Source organism: Melaminivora sp., from assembly GCF_032059615.1.
Classification (GTDB): Bacteria; Pseudomonadota; Gammaproteobacteria; order Burkholderiales; family Burkholderiaceae_C; genus Melaminivora.
Window position 1 is genome coordinate 1 of the sequence record NZ_DAMCAM010000030.1, and the last position, 21,328, is coordinate 21,328.

A 21,328-nucleotide genomic window follows, 5' to 3' on the forward strand; every position below is an offset into this window, starting at 1 on the left:
CTGCGGGCGCTGCGGGCGCTGCGGGCGCTGCGGGCGCTGCGGGCGCTGCGGGCGCCGCTTCGGCCAGCATGCCGTGGCGCAGGTAGTGCTGCACGGTGGGCTTGTCCAGGTCGGGCGGCGGGGCGTCGCCCGGGCGGTAGCGCTGGCCGAGGCGGTCGAAGGTCTTGGCGACTTTCAGGTCCATGGTGTTTCTCCGGGGGAGCCGGCCGTCCCCAGGGGCGGCCGGTCTCAGGTGGGGTCAGGGCGTGACGAGCGTGCCGAAGTCGCCGGTGACGACGGCCGCAGGGCGCTCAACGGTGAAGCCCAGGCGCTCCTCGCACAGGATGGCGACCATGTTCTTGATGAAGAAGTCGGCGTGCTGCTCGGCCACGCGCACGGTGACCTCTTCGCGGTCGTACACGGTGGCGGCAAAGCCGCTGCCGGCCACGAAGTCGCCCGCGGCCAGGCCGTGCGACTCAACCACCTGCTTGCCCCAGATGCGCGGCGCGGCGCCGTCGGTGGGGGTGCCGAAGATGTAGGCCCCGTCGGTGGTCTTCATCATCTGGATGGTGGCCCAGTCGTCCAGGCTCAGCACGGCGAAGGTGGCCGGGTACTGCGCCTTGGCGACCTGCAGGAAGGCCCAGCGCAGGTAGTCAATGGCCGTGTGCTTGGGCGCACCGGCGGCCACCACAGGCATGCCGGCGGCGCTGAAGGCGGTGGCCTGGGGCACCAGGCCGAGCAGGTTGCCGTTGGTGCCGTCGCCATACAGCAGCTGGGCGTCTTCCCGGAGCTTCAGGCCGTAGCGCAGGCGGCCATCGATCAGACCTTGCAGTTGGGGCGCGTCGGCCAGCACCTGGCGCGAGGCGGGAATCCAGTGGGCGATGGTTTCGACCGGGCTGGTCTTCTTCTCGAAGGTGAGGCCAGACTCGGGCTTGACGGTGCCTTCGCCGTTTTGCGGGCCGGCGTTGTTGGTGAACAGCTTTTCGCGCACCCACTCGATGGCATTGGAGCTGATGCTGACGGCCTGGAACAGGTCCCGCACGGTGAGCGGCACCTCGGGGCCCATGACGATGGCGGCCTGGTGCGGCTGGATCAGCACGCCGGCGCTGGCGGCACCGCTGCCCACGGCGGCCTTGCCGAACAGGGGCGCGTTCATAGTGACCAGCTCGGCGTTGCCGCCGCGGTAGCTCTTGCACACCTCGGACTCGGCGGCCAGCTGGCCCAGGCTCTTGCGCTGGTCGGCGCCGCCGCCCAGCAGGTTGGCGGCCTTCTTGGCCAGCTCGGTCACTTCGGTGTTGAGCTTGTCCACCGACTTCTCGACCTTGTCCACCTTGTCCACGGCGTCTTGATAGGCAGCCTTGGTGACGGCATCCGCGGCGCCGGTTTTCAGCTCTTCGTGCAGCTTGGCGACGCGGCCGTCCAGTTCGGTGTGGGCCTTTTTCATGTCGGCTACGGCTTGCTGGGCCGCGGTGGCCGTGCTCTTGAGTTCTTCCAGGTGTTTTTCGATGGGTGCGGGCATGGTGTCAGTTCCAGGTAAAAAGGGTTTTCAGGGTCTTGAGTTCGTCTGCCAGCGTCTCGCTGTCCAAGCCACCATCGCGGTGGCCCAGCGACTTGAAGCCGCCAGACGCCAAGGCCTTGGCCTCGCGCTGGCTGTATCCGAGGCCACGCAACTGCGCCTCGAAATCGCGGATGGTCTTTACGTTGTCCACCAGGGCGGCGGGGTTCATGCCGAACGGCACGATGGAGAACTCCCACAGCTCGGCCTTTCTGATGATTCGGGTGTAGCGGCCGTCGCGCTCTTCCCATTCGGCGCCGCCGTCCAAGATGTTGAAGCCGACCGACAGGCCGTTGAGCACGCCGTCCTGCATCAGGGCGTAGGCGTCCTTGACGTAGCTCACGCCCAGGCTGAGCTGGCCTTCGACGCGCAGGCCGTGGCCGTCCTGCGCGAACTTGGCCTTGCCGGCGAGCTGGCGCAGGTCGTGGTTGAGGGCGATGCGGATCTGCCCGTCAGGCGTTGTCTTGGCGTGGGTGAAGGCGCCGGGCAGGATGACGTCGCCGCCGAGGTCCACGTTGTTGAAGACGGCGGCGTAGCCGGTGAAGCTGCCGTCGGCCTTGGCTTCCTTCAGGGTGATGGGTGCGATCAGGTGTTCCATCAGGTGGCCCCAGTCTTGTTGCGGGTGAGGATCTCGCCCAGCAGGTCGCTGGGCGCCATGTTCAGCGGCACGTGCAGGTCGTCGGCGCCGTCCACCGTGTCCATGTTTTCGCGCTCGCGGATCTCGTTTTGCGTGATGGCCCCGGCCTGGCGCAGCTTCATGTAGTAGTCGGCGCGCTGGGTGCTGTCGCCGCGCAGCAGACCGTTCACGTCGAACTCGAAGTACATGCCGGCGGCACGCTCTGCCGGGGTGAGCAGGCAGGTGTTGAGCGAGGCCTCGATGCGCGTCAGGTACGACAGCAGCGTGTAGTCCAGGAAGTGCTTGTTGGCCTGCTCGGTGTTGTTGTAGGAGGCCTTGTCGGTCTCCATGAGCATGTGCAGCGGCACGCGGTAGATGCGGGCCACCTCGGCGATCTGCAGCTTGCGCGCCTGGATGAACTGGGCCTCGTCATTCGTGGTGCTGATCGGCTGGTACTCGGTGGAGCCATCAAGCACCGGCAGGTGGCCCAGCTCGCGCGAGGCCTGCAGATATTTGGCGAAGCCTTCGCGGATCTGGTCCCGGCTCTTTTCGCCGAAGTCGGCCGTGGTCTTCAGGATGCCGGAGGGGCGCCCGCCGCTACCGAAGAATTCGGCCGCGTACTTCTCCATGGCCATGGACAGGGCCAGGCTGTTGCTGTGGATGCGGTGAGGCGCGTAGCCCTCCAGCTCGCCCACGCCGCCGAAGCCGCGCACTGGCATCACGTCGTTGCGCGCCACCAAACGGCGCTGGCCGCGGCGGTCGGTGAGCCAGTACATGACGCTGCCGTCGCTCTGCACTTCGGGCAGCACGCGGCTCTTGTGCACGGGCTGGATGCTGATGATGCGGCCGGTGCTTTCAAACCGCGTGACGGGGTTGTAGGCCTGGCCCATGGTGGCGAGCGAGACGACCATGGACTCCTTCCACTCCGGCGCCGTCATGTAGTCGCACGGCTGGTAGCGCACCAGGGCGTAGCGCTCGTCGTCGGTGGCGCGTTCGCGGCCGCGGCTGGTCTTGCGGTACAGGTGCAGTGGCAGCGTGCCCACGGTCTCGGCGATCAGCCGGATGGCGGACCAGGCGGTGGTGATCTGCAGTTGCGTGGTGTCGCCCACGTTGATGCGGGCCCAGGTAGGGCCGGTGCCCATGAAGGCCCAGCCCTTGGAGTCGGTCAGCGTGAGGTCGGTGCCCACGGCAGCCTTGGCGGCCCAGCCGGCGATGTGCAGCAGGGAGCGGCGGATCAGGTTCATGGCGTCGGCGTTTCTTCTGCTGCTGCGAACGACTCCCAGAAGGCTTGTGTCTTCTGGGTGCTGGTGGGCGCCTCGGCCATGGCCAGGGCGCGGCCCAGCGCCATGAGCATGGCAATGGGGCCGTCGATCTTGTTTTCCGGGCGCTCTTTCGTCGGCGCCATGAGTTCGTTGAATTTGCTGACCTTGACCACCAGGTTGCTGACCATCCAGGCCATGACGGGGTTGCCGTCGTGCACCAGGTTGCCCTCGCGCACCATGTTCTCGACCTGGATCAGCGCGGGCGTGAAGAACATGCTGCGCTGGGCGATCTCGACCAGGGGCAGTCCCTCCTCGATGAGCTGGCCGGCGAAGTACATGGACAGCGCCGGGTCGAAGGCGATTTCCTGCACGTCCCACTGGCGGCAGTAGCGGCGCAGGTCGTCAGCGATGCGGTCGAAGTCGGTGAGGTCGCCGTCGGTGACCTCGACGTAGCCCTGGCGTGCCCAGCCGCTCAAGTGGGCGTTGCCGCTTTCCTGCACGGCCAGCTCGTTCAGGTACAGACGTGTGCACAGGCCCCAGCGTCCGTCTTCCATCTGCCAGGCAATGGCCAGCGCGGCGAAGTCCTTTTTCTGCGCCAGGTCCAGGCCCATGTACACGCGTGCGCCGGGCGGGATGGACTCCAGGGTGGCGCGGTCCTTGCCGCAGCGCTCCCAGGCGCGCATGTCCATCCATGGGCTTTCGCCGCTGACCCAGACGTTCAGGCGCTTGGTCAAAAAGTTGTTCAGGGCCGAGGGCATGGCCTCGGCCTTGCGGGCCTGGGCGGTCAGCTCGTCCAACTGGACCGACACGCCCAGGTTGGGATTGGCCTTGATCCACACGGACGGGTCGAAGTGGTCGTCGCCATCGTCCAGTGTGTAGATGATCCCGAACACGCGGTCATCGCGGATCACGCGCTCCAGGATCTTGGTGACGTGCGTACGGCGTTCGTAGCAGATGCCGCTGCGGTCGGTGCCGGCAGTGGTGATGGTCCACAGCAGGGACTGCTCGCGCGCGCCGCGGGCGGTGTCGATCACGTCGTACACCGAGCGGGTCTTGTGCGCGTGCAGCTCGTCCAGCAGGGCAAAGTGCACGTTGAGGCCGTCCAGGGTGCTGCCTTCGGCAGCCAGCGGCGCGGCCTTGCTGCTGGTGTGCGCCACCGTCAGGCTGTGCTGCAGGATGGCCACGCCCAGGTAGGTGCGCAGGTCGGGCGTGCGCTCGGCCATGGCGCGCGCGTCGTCGAACACGATGCGCGCCTGGTCGCGCGTGGTGGCGGCGGTGTAGCACTCGGCGCCATGTTCGCCATCAGCCGCCAGCATGTACAGCAGCAGGCCCGAGCCCTTGGCGCTCTTGCCGTTCTTGCGGGCCTCCTCTTCGTACGCCTCAAGATAGCGGCGCAGACCGGTGGCGTGGTGCACCCAGCCATACACGGTCGTGAGGATGAAGCACTGCCAGGGCTCCAGCTTGAGCAGCCGGCCGTCGCGCGCCCACTTGCCCTTGATGTGCGGCAACAACTCAATGAAGGCGCAGGGCCGCTCGGCCGCGGCGGCGTCAAACGTCCAGGGCCAGTCCTCGGACACCTCGCGCGCCAGGTCATTGACCTGCCGCTGCACCGCCAGCTTGACCCACTTGCAAGACGCAATACGCCCCTCCAGCACGTCGCGCATGTATTGCTGCGCCTGCTGGAGGTACGAGTGGGTCATCTTGCTGAGTTGACGAACATCGAAAAGCTAGGCTTGGCCTCGGGCTTGGGGTCAATGCCGGGCAGCGTGGGCTGCACATAGTTGCTGGCCTGCACGCGGCCGCGGGCGGCCGGGCTCAGCCCGAAGTGCATCAGGTAGCGGTTGAGCTGCTCGCGGTGCTTGCCGATGAGCTGCACGATCACGCTTTGCTGGGCGTAGCCGCTGGGGGTGGTGGAGTAGCTCATCTCGTACACGGCGTCGGCATAGTCCATGCCTTCGGCTACCTTGGCGGCCACCTTGCCGTTGAAGGCTGTCTCCAGCTCGGCCAGGCGGCCGGCGGCCTGGCAGTACAGCGCCAGTGCCGAGCGGTCCAGGCCGCTGATCAGGCCCAGTTCCTCCAGCAGCGGAGTGATGCGCTTCCACTCCTTGCGCGCCTCGGCGCCCAGATGCTTCGGCGGGCTAGGTACTTCGATCCGCGGATTCACGCCGCTGGCGAGGTCCAGCGAACGCTTGCCGGCGTTGCCTTCCAGCAGCTTCAGGGCCGCAGGCTTCGGCAGTGGCCCACGCGATCCACTCATGGCTAATCCTTTCCGGGGTACCCCCCCTTCAAAACCTGCGCACGCAAAAATTTGACGGGGCGCTCGGTTTCCGGCGGTGGGGGTGAGAACTTTTTTGCCCCCCTACCCCTCGGCGGGGCCGGGCGGGTCAGGGCTCGCGGTAGCGGCCCCAGGCGCGGCGCACACCGCGGGCGCGCTCGGCCGCGCTCTTGACGTCGTGGCACGGGGCGCACAGGCCCTGCACGTTGGCCTCGACGTCCTGGCCTCCCTCCTCCAGCGGCACGATGTGATCACGCTGCGTCGCCAGGGTCACACGTCCCTGGCGCTGGCACTCGGCGCACAGCGGATTGCGGGCAAACAGCTCGGCTCGCAGACGCTGCAGCTTGCGGCCCGTCACGCGCTTGGCGGCGGTAGGCTTCTTGGCCCAGCTGACGGCGGGGTGCTTGGCGCATCGCCCAGTGCCGTCGCGCACCAGCACGCCGCAGCCGGGATGAGTGCAAGGACGCGGGGCAGCAACAGGCATGAGGTCTCCAAAACAAAACCCCGGCAAGCCTGCGCCTGCCGGGGTTCCGCCCCGTAGTTGCTGCTGAGGGGGCGCAACAACCACAAGGTGCCTGAAATGTACCCAAAAGGTCTAAGGTGTAAAACTCCCCTGGCGTCTATAGCTGGCGCTGCCGCTGGGCGGCTAAGGCCGTGGCGCGGCGGCGCTCGCGCTCTGTGGCCTGGGCCTCCAGCCAGGCGGCGATGGCGCGATCGGCCTGCTCCAGCTGGGCATGGATGGTGGACTCGGCCCGCTGCATCCGCAGCGCCGTGGCCTTGACGCCCAGGTCGCGCAGGTAGATGCAGTCCAGCGTGGTGTACAGGTGGCCGCGGCCCAGCTTCAGCGCCGTCACGGCCTCGTCCGTCTCGCTTGCCTCGTCCTCGAAGTGCGGGATGCTCGCGCCGTTGTAGCTGCCGCGCATCCACACGTCCACCGCCAGGATGCTGCGGCTGTGAAAGCCCAGGCCCGTGTCGTTCTGGCGCGCCTTCCACAGCGCCCAGTTGTCCAGCCGCCGCTTGATGTGCTCAATCCGCGCCACCGCCGCCTCCCGCCGTTGCCGCGCCCGCCGGCGCCTCGCCCCAGATGCACACATGTGCACAGCCGAACTGCACCATGTTGCGCGCCACCGCGTCCTGCACCGGGTGGCCAGCGAACGGCGTGCCCACCACGTGGCCGCGCTCCATGGCCCAGAAACACCGGGCTTCGCCGCGCAGACCGCGCCGCACCAGGCCGTAGGCGCCCTGCCCGATCTCGGCCGCCTTGGCCTGGATCGAGGCGTACACCTCGGGCATGGCCGTCTTGATGATGTGCAGGCCGCGCTGCACTGCCGCTGCCTGTGCCTCGGTCAATGCTGCCGCCCCCTGCCGGGCTTGTTGAGGTGGCCGAGTGTCCATCCTGTCCATCCTTATCTGTAGAGGTCAACGGGTGAGTGGGATTGCGCCTGCGCGTACGCGAGCGCAGGTGCGCCTGCCTGCGCCCGCCCGCACCGTAAGCAGGTGCGGCGCCCAAGCCGCAGGCCTTTGGGCAATGCAGCGGCCTCAACTCCCAAAAGGTGGGAATTGGGGTAGCTGGCGGTGTCCATGCAAACGCGTGGACACCATGGACACTTGGACACTCAGCTCATGGGCGAGGGCAGCGCCATCCCCGCCACTGCACCGCATGCCGGGCGCGTGGCGCTCCGGGCTGGCACCGTGGCGCGAATCACGCCTCCCCCACGGTGTGCAGTGCAGCGCGTTTCAAGCGCCGCGTGTGTGGTGCGAGGCAGGGCCTCAAAAGGGCGCATCGTCCGCCTCCGCGAGATACGCCGCCGCTGGCGACAGGGGCGGCTGAGGCGCCACAGGCGCGGGCGCTGGCCCGCCGTCCGGCAGGTCGTCGCCCGGCGGGCCGTCCTGCTGATCCAGGCCCGTGGCGCGGTCTTTGGGCGGCCACACGGCCGGCCGCTGAAACCCCCACGCCCGCACGCCGTTGACCTGCTTTTTGACCCGCTCCCAGCCCTCATGCTTGAGCCACGCCGTCACCTGCCCCTGCAGGCCCGGCGGCGCCTTGGCCGCGTCCACGCCCAGCGCCTGCACCAGCTGCGCAATCGTGACAAACGGCGCCTCGCAATGCACGAATGACAGCGGCCCGCTGGCGTTGGGATTGGGCTTGCGCGTCAGCACCGCCAGCAGCTCCGACTCAACGGCCGTCTCCACCAGGCGGCTTTCCTGCATGGGCTGGAACAGCCGCGCCTCCTCGTCCGTCGTAGGCGTGTAGCGCTCGCCCTGCAGGTACAGCGCGTACGCCTCTGCCAGCAGCTGCTCGCGGTACTTGGCCACCCAGTCGGTGTTGATCACACCGCGCACGGGGATAGGCCAGAACCGCCGGTTGCCCGTGCGGTCGCGCAGGTAGGTGTCCTCGTTCGTCGTGCCCACCAGCACGCACTGGCGCGGGAACGACTCCACCGTGCTGCCGTAGGCCACCCGGTAGCGGTCCACCTTGGACGAAATGAAAGCCTTGATGGCGCCGACCTCGGCCTTGCTGAAGTGCGTCAGCTCCGCGATCTCGTACAGCCAGCAGCCCTGCACCTGCTCTGGGCCTTCCTTGCCCTGGCCCACCTGAAAGGGCGTGTCGCTGTAGTAGTCGCTGCCCGCCAGCACCTCCACCAGCGTGGACTTGCGCAGGCCGCCCAGGCCCTCCAGCACCGGGCAGTAGTCGAACTTGCAGCCTGGCTCCATCACCCGGTACACCATGCCCAGCAGCCAGTAGCGGCCCACCAGGCACAGGTATTCGGCCATCGCCGGGCGCACCGTGTCCGGCGCCTCGCCCAGCACGTGCATCAGCCACTTGTCCAGCCGGCGCTTGCCGTCCCACCGCAGGCCGCCCAGCCACTCGCGCACCGGGTGGTAGCGGTTGGCATGCGCCACGGTCTGAATACCCTCCTCCAGGCTCGCCTTGCTGATGCTGGGCAGGCCCCATTCGTCGCTCATCCACTTGCCCAGGGCCAGCGCATCCGCACCGCGAATCTCGCCCGGCTTGCTATAGGCCCAGGGGAAGGCCTTGCGGCACGCCACGCTGTTGCGCAGCTCATCGTAGGCCAGCACACCCTGCAGCTGCGGCGCGCGCTCTAGCGCGGCGATCACCGTCTTGCGGCTCACGGCCCAGCGCCGGGCCTTGGCGTCGTAGTACCAGGCCAGCCAGGCCGGCACCAACCGCGCGCCGCACTTGACCAGGCCATCGTCATCCTCGCCCTCGGCATCCGCCGAGACCGCGCCCGGGGTGCCAACGGGGCTATCGGTTTTTTTCGCCGCCGGCGCACCAGCAGCAGCGCCCGCCGCCTGCGCAGGCGCGTCCACCAACGTGACCGCCTGCCCAAAAAACGCCAGCACCCGCTCGCCCGTCCACCCGTCCACCTCAATGGCGTCCTTGGCGTCCCAGCCATCGGGCAGCACGCCCGGCTGCTCGATGGGCAGCAGGCTCACCGTGCAGCCGTGCGCGTCGCGCAGCAGCGCGCCAATGGCCCGCTGCGCCTTCATGCCCGGCTGCTCCAGGTACGGCAGGTAGGGCTTGGACTCCTTCAGCGCCCGCAGCGCCTCGGCATCGCCCTCGGGCAGCGCCTTGCGCTCCTTCACGCCCGGCTGCTCGCGCTTGCTGTCGCAGTCCGGCCACAGCAGCACCGTGCTGCCGGCCAGCCAGCTCCAGTCCGCCTTGGCCCAGGCCTTGCAGCCGCCAGGCCAGCCCACCACGCAATACACGCCAGGCGCGTGCGCATCCAGCAGCTGCTGCAGCACGTCGCCCTTGCGCTCGCCCTCCACCAGCACCGCCGTGCGGCCCTTGGGCAGCGTGCGCCCGGGCAGGTACAGCGGCCGCGGCTCCTCCCACTGCTTCCAGTGCCAGCGCGCGCCGCCGCGCGTCACGCTCTCGCACCAGGTGCGGGCAATGTCATCCTTGCCCCCGTCGCTGGTCTTGAAGCGCACCACGTAGCCGTACAGCTGCCCCTCGCACCAGTACTCCGACACATGCACGATGTCATCGGCCGTGCGGTGCTGGTGCTGGTACGTCACGGGCGGCGCATAGCCCGGTACCGGCGCAATGGCGCGCCAGCCCTCGCGGGCGGGCGCGGCCTTGGCCGGCTCGGGCGGCGGGCGCGGCGCACGCACCGGCTGCGGTGCGCCATCGGCCGTCATCACCACGCCGGCCACGTCCTCCAGGCCGTGCGCGCGGGCCAGCTCCACGCAGGCCCGCGCCATGGCCAACCCATGGATGGCCGCGTACAGGCCCAGCAGGTCGCCGCCCTTCACATCGCCCGAAAAATCCGCCCAGGCCCCCGTCACCAGGTTGACCGAGCAGCTGGTGCCCTTGCCCCCGGCCAGCGAGCCGCAGACCCACTCATGGCCACGTTGCACCCCGCCCGACAGCCACTGCGGCACCAGCCGGTCGGCCATGGGCAGCAGCGCATCGGCCAGTGCCTTGTATTGCAGCGGTGGCAGCTTGTCAGCCATGGCCACCCCCAGCGGCGCGCGTGCACGCGCACCTCAAGCCGGCGCCCCCACCGGCGGCTTGCAGCGTCACCATCGGCCTACCCCCAGCCCTGCAGCGCGTGCGACAGGACAGCGGCACCGCAGGACGGGCCCTGCCGCGTGGCAGCCACCGGCGCGTATTCGGCCACCGGCCGGTTGCGGTAGGGCACGCGGCGCGTGCGTGGCACGTGCAGCACGCCGGCGCGGCGCATGTTCTTCACCGTCTGCTCGGCAGCATCCAGGCCCACGCGCGCATGCGCCGCCAGCTCGCGCAGGGTTGGCCCCTGGCCGGGCCGCGCCAGTGCCGCGCAGGCCTGCAGCAGCGCCTGGCGAATCTCTCCGGCCGGCCTCACCGTGCGGCCTCCACGGCATCGCGGTGGCGCTGCAGCTGCTCTGCGTGGCGGTGCTGCAGGTTGCGCAGCATCTGCTGGCCCGCGGCCACCGTATCAGCCCAGTGGCGCTCTATCTCGGCCAGCTCGCGCCCGGTGATCCGGCCATCCGCATCGGCCCCCGCCACCGACTCGACCACGCCCGCGCACTCGCGCATCAGCGCGGCCACGTCCAGGGCCGACGCACCTGCGCGCGGCCCATTGCCGGGCAGCACCACCAGCAGCGCGCCCAGCGCGTCTGCCAGCGCATTGGGGTAGGCCAGTGCATGCTCGCCCCCCTGCTCCATGGCCAGCTGCGCAATCTCCGCGGCATCGGTGGCGCCCAGCTTGTAGCCCGGCGCGCCCCGCAACTCACGGTCCAGCGTGCCGGGCTGCTTTTGCAGCCGCAGGGCCATGGCCTCCAGGCCGCCCGGGTAGTGGCGCACCGTGCGGCGCGCGGCATCCAGCAAATTCATAGCCAACCCCTCAAGTCTTGTAGCTATAGATCAACGAGCGCCCCCGCCCGACACTGCGGGCATGGAGCGAGGAATAAAAACCGGAATAAAACGCGGAATAAAAAGCCGCCCGCCACGCAGCCATGCGAAACGCCACGCACCTGCCCGTGCGCGGCGTACCCGATGGATGGGGAAGGAGTCGAGCCCCGGCGGCATGGCCGTGGGCGTGGTGGGCGGGCAAAGAGGCGCCCGCGCGCTCCCGCTTTACGATGGAAGATCTCAAGCAACCATCACAGGAGCGAGCGGGCATGAAACTGCCAAACAACTTGCAAGGCTTAGGCATACCGTTCTTCACGGAAGCCGAGTGGCTGAAGGCAAAGACGGCCATGGAGGACGGCCACACCTTCCACGACACCTACGCGGAGTTCGTCAACGCAATCGTTCAGGGAGAGAAGCGCTTGCGAGCGCAAGGCGTCGCCACCGTCCGCATTCCCATCGTGGTGGACGAGTTCGTCGACTGGTGCCGGGGCAGCGCACGAGAGGTCAACTCCCATGCCCGCGCTGAGTACGCCGCACTGGGAGCGGCAAAGCACGACAGCGCAAACCAGTAGCGCGGGGAGGGGCGCGGCCGCGCTAGCCATGGGCGGCCCCCTGCTGCTCAGAACCTATAGCGCCCTGCCCTTGATTCATCAGGGCCGAGGGCGGATTTGGCTGGGAATCGGCCAGCTCGGGCCAGATGTTCTGCTCGACTGCACCACGCGCTACGCCCAAGCGAATCACCCGATCGCCTTCCCGCAAGGCCACCTGCCAACGCTGCTGCGGGCGTGCCTCGATGAACAGGAAGTCTGCGCTGTCGAGCAAGCCGGGCTCGTGCGCATCGTCCGCAAAATCGCCTGCTGCCGCATCGAAACGGCGCACCAGGCCGCACTCCATGCGCAGCGCGCACACCGCGCCTTGATGCCGCGCATACAGCGCTGCCAAGGCAACCGCCAGGGTGGTCTTTCCCGAGCCGTAATCGCCCACCAACCAAACAGTACTTCTAGCCATGAAACCACTCTCCCACTTGGACAAATCAAAACTGCCTTACTCGCTACTGCTCGATCCGCAGACCCAGCGCGCAGCCGCCTATACCAACGACCACCACACCATCACGGAGGATGCATCGCCCGCGCTGATCGACTACGCCCGCTCGCACGCGCACAACACGGCCCCCTTCGACAAGGACGCACATGCCAGTGGCCTGCCCCGCCGGCGGCCATTGCCGGCGTGGGCCACGCCCGACGTGCAACAGCGGCTGGTGTTGATCTGGATTCAGCGCCCCACGGGAGACGATCCCGACGAGGCGTGGCGGGCAATTCCTGCGCGTTGAGCCAGGGCGCGGTGCTAGCCACGGGCGACCTCCTGGTGCTGGCTTTCGGCCAGCTCGGGCCAGATGTCGGCCCAGTCGTCGGGGCGCAATTGCTGGCGCTTGACCTGACCGCTGGTCAGGCGCTCGATGCGCACGCACTGCTTGGGCGGCACGGGCCGGCCCTTGGCACCGCCGTGGCGGGTCCATTGACTGATGTTGACAGCGGCTACCCCCAGCGCCTGGGCCAGGGCGCGCTGGCTGCCCAGCAGTTGTGCCGCGCGACGGACGGCTTCGGTTTGGTCTGGATGCATGCCGCAATCATAAGTCTATGGCTAACTAAAAAACAAGCCATTCCCTCTTTAATTGGTTGCTTACAAAATTAGGCAATGGCTAGACCCAAGCGCGTCCGTGAGACGACACACCCGATCGGACAGCGGATCAATCTTGTGTTGAGTGAAAAAGGTATTCCTGGCGATTACTCGGCATTGGCTAAGCACTTTGGCGTTGCGGTGACCTCGGTCTACGGGTGGGTCGAAAAAGGCAGGATCAGTAAGTCACGGCTTCCCTTGCTTGCCGAATGGTCTGGAAGACCTCTGGATTGGTGGCTGGAAGGTTCAAGCCCTATCGCCGACGAAGAGCTTGAGGAAAACACCCGCATCCTTGCCGAGCTCAGGAATTGGCGGCTGCGCGCCAGTTCGCGCTCCCAGGCGGTGATCGATCAACTGTGCGTGCTGGCCCAGGCCAACGCGTTGAGGGAGGAAGATTGGACGCTCATCGAACAGACGGCGGCGCACCTGCGGTCGCGGCGCTGACCAGCGCCAATGAAGCAGTCTTTGCGCCGCCGCCCCGGCTGGTGCGCCGGCTGGTGCTCAACGAGGGTGCCACGCGCGTCATGCGTGCCAGCGAAGAGCACAAGAGCGACGAGCTGTGGCAGGGCGATGCCTACGACGACGCGCAGCCTGAGGGCGCTCCCGTGCCCGTGTACTTTCGCATCGGCGAGCCGCGCGTCCTGGTCGCCGAGCTGGTGTGCGGCTGCATGGCCCACCGGCTCGGCCTGCCCGCGCCAGAGGTGTTCGTACTGTCTATCCCTGAGGGCGCGTTGCACGGCTCTTCTCGCGTGCCAAAAGGCCAAGGCGCTGTGTGCGTGGCCACGCACGATCTGGGCGGCGAGACGTTCGGCCAGTTTCTGGATGCCAATGCCGATGCGGCCGTGAAGCTGCTGCGCGACTGGCCCGACCTGGGGCGGGTAATCGCCTTCGACGAGTGGACGGCCAACATCGACCGCAACCTGGACAACATCATCTACTCGCTGGCCACGCTGCACATCATCGACCATGCCGAGGCCTTCGGCGGCGCGTGCCAAGAAGTACTGCCGCTGGCCCAGTTGGCCAGCTTGCAATTGCCCAACAAGCTGATTGGGCTGCTGGGAGCGCTGCGTGCCAAGAGCTGCCATGCCATCCTGGCGGAGCTGCACACCTGGCTGGGTGAAACCGCAGCCTGTCTCGACGTGCACGAAGTCATCACGCACGCGCAAACGCGCCAGTGGCAGGAGCCCGAGAAAGATGGGGAGTTAGTAGACTTCCTGCGCCAGCGCCTCCCCATCACACACGCCCTGCTATGCCAACAACTGGGACACCCGCAACTCGCCCTGAAGGCGTGAGTGGCCATGCGCCGCAGCGCGCACGCGGCTGGCGCGCGGTCATTGAGTTTGCCCCCAAGCCCACCTCGCCCGAGCGCATCATCGCCGGCGTGGTGGTGCGCACGGAAGACGGCCACGTGCAAAGCCTGTGCGCCGTGGACGAGCGCAAAGCCCAGCACGCCTATGGACATTCGGGTAAGGCGCTGCACGCGGTGGCGCAGCAGCTGTGCATGTCGCTCGCCAGCCATTGGCAAGCAACGCCTGACACGCAAAGCTGGAGGCCCCCCTTCGCCCACGCCCGCCTGGCCCATGTGTCGCGCTTTTCAGCGGCCACTGCGCTCGAAGGGCTGCAACTGATGCTGGCCCGCACCAGCACCTTGTACACCCTCTTCAGTGCATATGAGCTTGAGCAGCAAGTGCGCAGCCAAGGCATCGTGGAGCGCGTGCGCGCGCTGGTGCGAAAAGACCCCAACGCCAAGCACTTGGCACGCCGCTTCGGCCGCGAACTCAACGTGCACGGCGAGGCGCAACCCATGCGGGTGGATTTTCTCGGGCAGCACTATGCGTGCTACTTCCTCCAGATCACACACAGCGCCCGGGGCATCGAAGCCAGCACCGACCGCGCCTACGGCAAGCTCTACGAATTGCAGGCGCTGCGCCGCCTGGTGAAAAAACCACGCAAGGGGCTGGGCCTGCTGGACGAGGAGCGGCCCGACACCTTCGAGCTGCTGATGATCGGCAACACCTCCGACGCTGTGCAACGCCGCGCCATCAAACAGGTGGAGGCACTGGCCGATCGCGGAGAAGTATTGGCCCGCGTAGAGCCTTCCGCCGTGGCTGCCGCACAGCGCGTCAGCGCGCTGGAGCGCCGCGCCGCATAGGCCTGCCAGCAGCCAGCGGCGCTACACCATCGGGCGAAAGTAGCCCTTGATGCACTGCGTGTTGCGCACGCAAATTTGGATGTGCGTGTGGGTGCGAAAGCCCGAGGTGGAATAGATGGGGCGCCCTTCCAAGAAGGGGCCGCGGACTGAGTCATAGCTTGGCAAATGCTGATCTTCGCGCAACTGATGTGCGGTCTTGATTACCAGGCAATCGAGCAGGCGCCCGCCTTTGTCAGGCGTGGGCCCCACGTTCCTGGGCAGCTTTTGGCCCGTACTGCGGTACATCTTCTTGAGCACCACATGTGCATGGCGTAGCTGCTGCATGGCGCTCAAATCAAACAGGTCCAGGCACAGGCGCAAGTCGATGATTGCACCGATCACGGCAGGCGTCTGGATCTTGCCCTCGCGCTGGCGCTCGCACGCCCAGTCCAGCGCGCGCGCATAGTTGCCTTCCCAAAAATAGATGCCGCTGCCCAGCCAGTCATAGTCCTTCTCGGAAGGCTTCAAGTGGGCTGGCGCATCGGCACACAGGATGCGGTCGGCCGTGGCCTTGTCGCAGCCGTGAAACCCCAGGATGAAGCTGGGCTGGTACTCATACAGCGGGGCCAGCGGCTGCATCAGGCGCGGTAGGCCTTCTTGACATTGCCCCTGGCGTCCATGATGCCTGCGCGCTGCAGGAAGGCAATGGCCTCCTCCTTGGAGCTTTTGCTCATCTTGCGGGCGTACTGCTTGAGCTGCTCCAGCTCCTGCTCGCGCGTCGCCGGCGGCATCGCGGCCACCTGAAGCTTTGTTTGCCGCCGCACTTTGGGCGCCTTCGCCCGAGGCGCTGCCGTCTCATGTTCCACCATGGCCCATCCTCCAGCGCAGTTGTCGTTGATATGAAAAACATGGGCTGCCCCCTGGGCAGCCTGTCGTGCTTCTGCCGGCCTGCGCTACGCACGGCGGACACAAGGTGCATTGTTGTGCAAAACGCGCCAGGAAGCAAAACTTTAGTTAGTCTATGACTTGTTTTTAATAAGTCATAAGATTACTATTGCCCCGCGCGCCATCCCGGCGCTTCGGAGGCACCATGCAACCCCTTCCCCCCAGTGCACACGCGTGCACTTCGCCCTGTGCGCGCACCTCAATCAGGCACGTGCTGCTTCCACTCTCCAGTGCGCTGCAGTCGATCAATCTCGCGGATGACGCGGGCATTCATGTAGTCCAGATTGCCCTCCATCCGCAGCCGCACGCTGCTGCACGTCTCGCAGTGCAGTGCGATGCGCCTGGGATGGTCAAAGTTCGGCACGAGGGTTTCATAGACCAGCCGCGTGTCGCAGGCGGGGCAGTAGCCACTCACGTGGCTGGGAAGGCCTGACGTGGGCAGCCAGCGCCACAGTACCCCCAGGAAGCTCAGCTGGTGGAAGCGCCAAGTGCTGTCCTTCCTGCTGCGCCACTGGCGCCGCGCCCAGCGCAGGCAGGCCAACGCCGCCGCCAGACTGATCACGTACGCCAGCCAATTCGGCCAGCTGGACTGGGCCATCAAGTGCGTCCACAGCGACAGCCACGTCTGGTGGAGCCAGGACCATAGTGGCTTGAGCAGCCCGCTGAACCACAAAAAAAGCGCGCCCCCTGCCGCGCCCGCAGCGCCCTTTCCCAGTGCGCCCAGCAATCCGTCTTTTTCAGATGCCATGCCTGCCTCCCAAGAGGTCAAGCATAGCAACCACCCCCGCGCTTAACGGCGCCGTCAGCGGCACTTCGGAGGCACCATGCAACCCCTTCCCAATCCCGCGCAACCTTGCGCTCCATCCCCCGCTCCGCTGGCACCAGACCAGCGCCACCCAGACGCCGCCAGCGCCCGGCTGTGCGTGGACTGCGCACATGCCGGCAAGGAAGGCGCGCGCGACCCGCTGAAGTGCCGTCATCCCAACAACGGCTTCAGCCTTGTCACAGGTCTCCCTTTGCGCAGCTCGGCTTGGGAGATGCGGGCGGGCAATTACGGCCGCTCCCAGTGCGGGCCAGAAGGCAGCTGGTTCAGTCCTCGGACAGCCGATCAGCCAGATCTGACAGCGTCGCTTTGACTTGCAGGGAAACGGCATGCAGCGCGCGGACATGGTCGCCCAGGTACCACTTGGTCATGCCTGCCAGATGTTCGGCGGCGATGGTTTGCATGTAGCCGGCCACCAGGGCTGGATGCCTGACGGCTGTCCCCGGGCCGAACTTCTCGTCAATGTCTTCCACCGCGCTGTCGAGGTGTTTGCGTGCGCTCACGCGCGCGCCTGCCTCCAACTCTTCCAGTCCAGGCACCCATTCTTTTTCCATTTCCATCTCCGCTTGAGGTCAAAACGGCCATTGTCACCCGCGCCCTTGCGGCGCCTTGGAGGCACCATGCAACCCCTCTCCCCCAGTGCACACGCGTGCACAAAGATCACGTTCGAGGTCCATCTCGACCGCCTGGCCAGCTACACCGACGAGTGCATCGCCCAGCTGTGGCACATCAGCCAGGCCAACCCGGCGCCCTTCGGTGACCGGCAAGCCTGCGACTTCGCCGAGCAGGTAGGCCGCGAGATCATCCGCCGCTTCGTCGCCGCCCAGCCGCCCGCGCTGTGGGCGCACCAGGGGCGCCACATTCGGACGCGGCAGGGCGGTGCCGCATGACCGCCCCCAACTGGCTCACGGCCATCGCCCTCTCCCTCGTCATCGGCGCCTGCGCCGCCTGGGCTGATGCCGCGCCCGAGGCCGGCGGCGCCGCCAGCCTGCAGGCGGCACAGGAAGACGCCGCCGCCCTGGCCAGCCGCGACTGGGCGGGCCGCCAGGTGTGCGCCGGCCGCGCGTTTGAGTGGGTGGACGACAAGACCCTTGTCTGCCATCGCAAGGCGCAGCCATGAGACGCGTGGCGCTGATCGCCCTGGCGCTGCTGGCCTGGCTGCTGGTGGCCGCCGCAGCCATGGCCTTGCTTGCCCTGCAGGCCAACCACCCGCGCGTGCTGCAGCTGCTGCACGGCGCTACCCGCTGACACACCCCGCATTGCACAGGAGGCACCGATATGCACACGTGTGCACCACATCCCCGGCACCAGCAGCAAGAGCATCCCGGCGCCGACCTGTTTGGCGGCGTGCCGCCGGCTCTGCTGGAGTTCGCCGGCACGCTGGCCGCCGCGCCCGTCATCCGCACCCGCAGCGAGCAGGGCCGCCCCGTGCCCGTGCTGTGCGTTGAGCTGCACGGCGTGGGGCCCCGCGGCAACACCGTGCACGCCGAACTGCCCTTTGCCGAGGAAGAGCGCCGCGCCACCGAAGCCTGCGCCGCGGCCCTGCAGCCCGGGCAGCGCGTCATCGTCACCACCGCCGCCAACACCTTGCGGCTCAACCTGCCACGGGCCCTGTCCGTGGCACCCGCCGCCGAATGAAAGCACCGCCCATGCCACAAACCAAGACCATCACCATCCACATCACCGAAGCGGCCGGCGGCCTGGTGACGGTGCTGACCAGCGCCGCCCAGCCCATCCCCGGTGCGCGTCTGTCGCCGGCAGAAGCGCTGGCCACCGACATGCTGGCCGTCTGCAACCACCGCGCACGCGCCGTGCACTACTGGCAAGGCCGCGACCAGATGCTGGAGCTGGTGCGCGACCTGGTCGACCCCGAGGCCTTCGGCTGGGCGGTGACCGAAGAGGTGCGCCGCCGTGCCTGCCGTGTGCTGGGCATTGAGCGCGCCCAGGGAGCGTTTGCATGACCGGCACGCGCAAGACCAACGCCTGGGCGGGGCGCACCGTGCGCATCTGCCCCACCGCCACCGTTGCCTATGGCCAGCCGCACCCGCACGCCGGCGCGCACGGCCTGGTGCTGGACGTGCCGCCCACGGGCGACTGCTACAGCGTGCGGCTGCGCGACGGCAGCGTGATCAATGCCGGCGTCAGCGTGCTGCTGCCCGATGGGCCGGCCGCAACGATGCACCTCTGGCCCGTGCCGCACGCAGGCACGCGCCCCGCGGGCGGCCATCCTGCCGGGCAGCAGCCCCTGAACCATGCCACCAGCCGCGCCCCCCTGCGGCTTCAGGGCCCGTTGCTGCGCGCCGGCGCCGCCGACGCCGCCCGCGTGCCCTCGCGCGTGGGCGCGCGCCTGCACCATGCCTGCGGCCGCGTGACGGACCTGCAGGGCAACCCTTTGACCCGGGAGTAAGCCATGACGACCGACATGCATGACACCGTGACCGCACCCCTGCCCACGCCCAGCGCTGGCCCGCAAATGCGCATGGTGGAGGTGGCGTTGATCGAGGAGAGCACCACCAACCCGCGCAAGCATTTCGACCAGCCCAAGCTGCAGGAGCTGGCCGACAGCATCGCCGCCACCGGCGTGCACCAGCCCATCCTGCTACGGCCGCTGCCCGGCCATCGCGTGCCCGACACGTGGGGGTTTCGCCGCAAGGGCGCGCCGCTGCCCGAGTACGAGCTGGTCGCCGGCGCCCGCCGCCTGCGCGCCTGCCGCCTGGCCAGGGTGGCCGAGGTGCCCGCCATGATCCGCGAGCTGACGGACGAACAGGCGCTGGAGATCCAGGTCATCGAGAATCTGCAGCGCGAGGACGTGACCGAGCTGGAGGAGGCCGAAGGCTATGAGGTGCTGATGCGCACCAGCGCCATCACGGCCGACCAGGTGGGCGCCAAGATTGGCAAGAGCCGCAGCTATGTGTATGCCCGGCTGAAAATCCTGGAGTTGTGCTACGAGGCGCGTGAGGCGCTGCGCGAGGGCACGATCGATTTCAGCAAGGCCCTGCTGATCGCGCGCATCGCCAATGAGGGCCTGCAGCGCAAGGCGCTGGCCTACTGCACCCGGCCCAGGTGGGACGGTGGGCGGCCCAGCTACCGAGAATGCGCCAGGCACGTTCAGGAAGAGTACATGCTCAAGCTGGATGCCGCCCGGTTCAGGATCACGGACGCCAGTTTGATGCCCGCGGCCGGCAGCTGCCGCGAATGCGTCAAGCGCACCGGCGCCAACCCCGACCTGTTCGCCGACGTGGGCAGTGCAGACGTGTGCACCGACCCTGCCTGCTACCGCGCCAAGGAAGAGGCCCACGCCGCAGCCATCAAGCGCGAGGCTCTGGCGCGCGGCCAGCACATCATTGAGGGCCGCGAAGCCAAGGCCCTCATGCCCAACAGCTGGAGCAACGAAGTCAAGGGCTACCTGCGCTTGGACGACAAACGCGACAGCCCGACCGACAAGCCGCTGCGCAAGCTGATCGGCAAGGCTATGGAACAGCAAGGCATACAGCCCACGCTGGTGGCCAATCCGCACCAGGATGGGCAGCTGGTGGCCGTGCTCACCCATGATCAGGTGGAAGGCCTGCTCAAGCACGCTGGTGCTGCCGAGGCCGCCGCAAAGATCGACGAGCAGGCCCGGCAGGAAGCCCAGCACGCCAAAAGCCGTGCGAATGCCGATGCCAAGCAGGCTTACGAAACGCAATGGCGTTGGGATTTGCTGGCGAGCACCTGGCAGCAAATCAAAGACGGCACCCACGAGGCGCCCAGCGATGCGGTGATGCGCCTGATAGCCACCAACATGGCCCGCGCATACAACCAGGATCGCGCCAAACGCCTGTGCAAGCTGTTGGACCTGGGGAAGGTCGCCCCCCAGGCCGGGCTGCTGCAGTACATCGCCGACACCGACGCACCTGGCGACGTGCTGCAGCTGCTGGTCATGTTCGGCGACGTTGAGTACCGCCACTGGCTGGGCCGTGACGATAACGAGGGCCTGATGCTGGTAGCCGGCGACTACGGCGTGGACCCGGCGGCCGTGAAGGCCAAGACCAAAGCCAACCAGCGCGCCGCTGCCAAAGCCCAGGCCGAGCGAGAAGCCGCCAAAGCTGCCGCTCCAAAGCCCGCCCTACCCCGTGGCCCCGCTGCGCCCGCCCCCGCAGTGCGCGGTGTTGGCAAAGCCAAAAAGGCCCCGGCTGCGCGCGCCGGCGCCGAGTCGCCCAAGACCTCCGCTGCGCATGCCAGCGCCCAGATAGCCGACGCGCTGGCGGCGCTGGAGGAGGGCCAGGACGTGGCGCCTGCGGCGCAAAGCGACGAGGCGCCGCCTGTCCCTTCCGGGCAGGCGGCGGGCGTTGCGCCCGGAGCCTCGCCCAGCGCCTTTGCCCCGGCGGCCAAGCCGGCCGGCGCACCCCAGGCCAGCGCCGCGCCCACGGCCGCCTCCCGTGCCGCGCCCGATGGGCGGGGCAGTGCAGACGTGTCCGATGGGGCAGCAGCAAAGCCCGCGGTGATCGCCGTTGGCCTGCGCGTGCGCATCAACGGCACCGCCACCGGCAAGCAGCAAAAGCCCTGGATCGACCACGAAGGTCTGGTGGTGGCCCAGCTGGGCGACCGTGCCTGGAGCATCGACATTGAGCGCAGCAAGCGCTGCGGCCCCAAGCGCGTGGTGTTCGACCAGAGTGAGCTGGAGGTGCTGCAGTGAGCCGCGTATTCGCTCCCCTGCCCGGCAGCCG

29 protein-coding genes and 1 pseudogene are annotated in these 21,328 nt (G+C 67.9%); 12 read left to right on the forward strand and 18 right to left on the reverse strand.

The window, feature by feature from the left end; all coding sequences use genetic code 11:
- From RT051_RS08280 to RT051_RS08335, 12 genes and pseudogenes are all read right to left on the reverse strand, one after another.
- A pseudogene (locus RT051_RS08280) lies at positions 1–184 on the reverse strand (hypothetical protein); the annotation flags it as partial.
- A 54-nt stretch (positions 185–238) separates the two neighbouring features.
- Positions 239–1,498 (reverse strand): phage major capsid protein, encoded by a 1,260-nt coding sequence (locus tag RT051_RS08285; protein ID WP_313074887.1) that lies wholly within the window; start codon positions 1,496–1,498, stop codon positions 239–241.
- Positions 1,499–1,502: 4 nt separating this feature from the next.
- Positions 1,503–2,132, reverse strand: a complete 630-nt coding sequence (locus RT051_RS08290; RefSeq protein ID WP_313074890.1) for an HK97 family phage prohead protease — start codon at positions 2,130–2,132, stop codon at positions 1,503–1,505.
- A complete protein-coding gene (locus RT051_RS08295) occupies positions 2,132–3,394 on the reverse strand; it encodes a phage portal protein (RefSeq protein ID WP_313074893.1) in 1,263 nt (420 codons plus the stop codon). The genes RT051_RS08290 and RT051_RS08295 overlap by 1 nt, the downstream gene beginning before the upstream one ends.
- Positions 3,391–5,112 carry a terminase large subunit gene (locus tag RT051_RS08300; protein WP_313074897.1) on the reverse strand — a complete coding sequence of 574 codons (1,722 nt, stop codon included), beginning with the start codon at positions 5,110–5,112 and terminating at the stop codon, positions 3,391–3,393. The genes RT051_RS08295 and RT051_RS08300 overlap by 4 nt, the downstream gene beginning before the upstream one ends.
- Positions 5,109–5,669: a phage terminase small subunit P27 family gene (locus RT051_RS08305; protein WP_313074901.1), complete on the reverse strand. Its 561-nt coding sequence runs from the start codon at positions 5,667–5,669 to the stop codon at positions 5,109–5,111. The genes RT051_RS08300 and RT051_RS08305 overlap by 4 nt, the downstream gene beginning before the upstream one ends.
- Before the next feature lie 127 nt (positions 5,670–5,796).
- On the reverse strand, positions 5,797–6,171 hold the full coding sequence (locus tag RT051_RS08310; RefSeq protein ID WP_313074904.1) for an HNH endonuclease signature motif containing protein: 375 nt from the start codon (positions 6,169–6,171) through the stop codon (positions 5,797–5,799).
- 136 nt (positions 6,172–6,307) lie between these two features.
- Complete coding sequence (locus tag RT051_RS08315; RefSeq protein WP_313074907.1) at positions 6,308–6,727, reverse strand: hypothetical protein; 420 nt, start codon at positions 6,725–6,727, stop codon at positions 6,308–6,310.
- Positions 6,714–7,082, reverse strand: coding sequence for a hypothetical protein (locus RT051_RS08320; RefSeq protein ID WP_313074910.1), 369 nt, complete (start codon positions 7,080–7,082; stop codon positions 6,714–6,716). The genes RT051_RS08315 and RT051_RS08320 overlap by 14 nt, the downstream gene beginning before the upstream one ends.
- Before the next feature lie 375 nt (positions 7,083–7,457).
- Positions 7,458–10,166, reverse strand: a complete 2,709-nt coding sequence (locus RT051_RS08325) for a VapE domain-containing protein (RefSeq protein WP_313074913.1) — start codon at positions 10,164–10,166, stop codon at positions 7,458–7,460.
- Between the two features lie 77 nt (positions 10,167–10,243).
- Positions 10,244–10,537 (reverse strand): hypothetical protein, encoded by a 294-nt coding sequence (locus RT051_RS08330; RefSeq protein WP_313074916.1) that lies wholly within the window; start codon positions 10,535–10,537, stop codon positions 10,244–10,246.
- Positions 10,534–11,028, reverse strand: coding sequence for a phage regulatory CII family protein (locus tag RT051_RS08335; RefSeq protein WP_313074919.1), 495 nt, complete (start codon positions 11,026–11,028; stop codon positions 10,534–10,536). Before RT051_RS08335 ends, RT051_RS08330 begins: the two co-directional genes overlap by 4 nt.
- Before the next feature lie 287 nt (positions 11,029–11,315).
- On the opposite strand from RT051_RS08335, the gene RT051_RS08340 reads away from it, so the two are divergent.
- A complete protein-coding gene (locus tag RT051_RS08340; protein WP_313074921.1) occupies positions 11,316–11,618 on the forward strand; it encodes a hypothetical protein in 303 nt (100 codons plus the stop codon).
- 22 nt (positions 11,619–11,640) lie between these two features.
- Here RT051_RS08340 and RT051_RS08345 read toward each other — a convergent pair whose 3' ends face one another.
- Positions 11,641–12,033, reverse strand: coding sequence for a hypothetical protein (locus RT051_RS08345; protein WP_313074924.1), 393 nt, complete (start codon positions 12,031–12,033; stop codon positions 11,641–11,643).
- A 19-nt stretch (positions 12,034–12,052) separates the two neighbouring features.
- Between RT051_RS08345 and RT051_RS08350 the strand changes: the two genes are divergently transcribed.
- Entirely contained in the window at positions 12,053–12,376 is a 324-nt protein-coding gene (locus RT051_RS08350) for a hypothetical protein (RefSeq protein ID WP_313074927.1), read from the forward strand.
- 14 nt (positions 12,377–12,390) lie between these two features.
- Here RT051_RS08350 and RT051_RS08355 read toward each other — a convergent pair whose 3' ends face one another.
- The gene (locus tag RT051_RS08355; protein ID WP_313074930.1) at positions 12,391–12,666 is read right to left on the reverse strand and encodes a transcriptional regulator; all 276 of its coding nucleotides are present in this window, start codon (positions 12,664–12,666) and stop codon (positions 12,391–12,393) included.
- Between the two features lie 75 nt (positions 12,667–12,741).
- On the opposite strand from RT051_RS08355, the gene RT051_RS08360 reads away from it, so the two are divergent.
- The 3 genes from RT051_RS08360 to RT051_RS08370 are packed head-to-tail and all read left to right on the forward strand — an operon-like array spanning position 12,742 to position 14,875.
- Complete coding sequence (locus tag RT051_RS08360) at positions 12,742–13,167, forward strand: hypothetical protein (protein ID WP_313074933.1); 426 nt, start codon at positions 12,742–12,744, stop codon at positions 13,165–13,167.
- A complete protein-coding gene (locus RT051_RS08365) occupies positions 13,119–14,015 on the forward strand; it encodes a HipA family kinase (protein ID WP_313074936.1) in 897 nt (298 codons plus the stop codon). Before RT051_RS08360 ends, RT051_RS08365 begins: the two co-directional genes overlap by 49 nt.
- Entirely contained in the window at positions 14,012–14,875 is an 864-nt protein-coding gene (locus RT051_RS08370) for a hypothetical protein (RefSeq protein ID WP_313074939.1), read from the forward strand. The genes RT051_RS08365 and RT051_RS08370 overlap by 4 nt, the downstream gene beginning before the upstream one ends.
- Before the next feature lie 21 nt (positions 14,876–14,896).
- On the opposite strand, the gene RT051_RS08375 is transcribed toward RT051_RS08370, so the two are convergent.
- The 4 genes from RT051_RS08375 to RT051_RS08390 form a co-directional block, all read right to left on the reverse strand.
- Positions 14,897–15,493 (reverse strand): hypothetical protein, encoded by a 597-nt coding sequence (locus RT051_RS08375; RefSeq protein ID WP_313074942.1) that lies wholly within the window; start codon positions 15,491–15,493, stop codon positions 14,897–14,899.
- Entirely contained in the window at positions 15,493–15,654 is a 162-nt protein-coding gene (locus tag RT051_RS08380) for a hypothetical protein (RefSeq protein WP_313074944.1), read from the reverse strand. The genes RT051_RS08375 and RT051_RS08380 overlap by 1 nt, the downstream gene beginning before the upstream one ends.
- Positions 15,655–15,998: 344 nt before the next feature.
- Positions 15,999–16,547, reverse strand: a complete 549-nt coding sequence (locus tag RT051_RS08385; protein ID WP_313074947.1) for a hypothetical protein — start codon at positions 16,545–16,547, stop codon at positions 15,999–16,001.
- Between the two features lie 341 nt (positions 16,548–16,888).
- Positions 16,889–17,176 carry a hypothetical protein gene (locus RT051_RS08390; protein WP_313074950.1) on the reverse strand — a complete coding sequence of 96 codons (288 nt, stop codon included), beginning with the start codon at positions 17,174–17,176 and terminating at the stop codon, positions 16,889–16,891.
- A 66-nt stretch (positions 17,177–17,242) separates the two neighbouring features.
- Here RT051_RS08390 and RT051_RS08395 point away from each other — a divergent pair, with 66 nt between their 5' ends.
- From RT051_RS08395 to RT051_RS08425, 7 genes are read left to right on the forward strand one after another with little or no spacing between them, the layout of a single operon-like run.
- Entirely contained in the window at positions 17,243–17,512 is a 270-nt protein-coding gene (locus tag RT051_RS08395) for a hypothetical protein (RefSeq protein WP_313074953.1), read from the forward strand.
- The gene (locus tag RT051_RS08400; protein ID WP_313074956.1) at positions 17,509–17,742 is read left to right on the forward strand and encodes a hypothetical protein; all 234 of its coding nucleotides are present in this window, start codon (positions 17,509–17,511) and stop codon (positions 17,740–17,742) included. The genes RT051_RS08395 and RT051_RS08400 overlap by 4 nt, the downstream gene beginning before the upstream one ends.
- Complete coding sequence (locus tag RT051_RS08405) at positions 17,739–17,870, forward strand: hypothetical protein (RefSeq protein ID WP_313074959.1); 132 nt, start codon at positions 17,739–17,741, stop codon at positions 17,868–17,870. Before RT051_RS08400 ends, RT051_RS08405 begins: the two co-directional genes overlap by 4 nt.
- Before the next feature lie 30 nt (positions 17,871–17,900).
- Positions 17,901–18,260 (forward strand): hypothetical protein, encoded by a 360-nt coding sequence (locus RT051_RS08410; protein WP_313074962.1) that lies wholly within the window; start codon positions 17,901–17,903, stop codon positions 18,258–18,260.
- A gap of 11 nt (positions 18,261–18,271) precedes the next feature.
- Entirely contained in the window at positions 18,272–18,583 is a 312-nt protein-coding gene (locus tag RT051_RS08415; protein WP_313074965.1) for a hypothetical protein, read from the forward strand.
- Positions 18,580–19,029, forward strand: coding sequence for a hypothetical protein (locus tag RT051_RS08420; protein ID WP_313074967.1), 450 nt, complete (start codon positions 18,580–18,582; stop codon positions 19,027–19,029). Before RT051_RS08415 ends, RT051_RS08420 begins: the two co-directional genes overlap by 4 nt.
- A 3-nt stretch (positions 19,030–19,032) precedes the next feature.
- Positions 19,033–21,297, forward strand: a complete 2,265-nt coding sequence (locus tag RT051_RS08425) for a ParB/RepB/Spo0J family partition protein (RefSeq protein WP_313074970.1) — start codon at positions 19,033–19,035, stop codon at positions 21,295–21,297.
- Positions 21,298–21,328 lie beyond the last annotated feature (31 nt).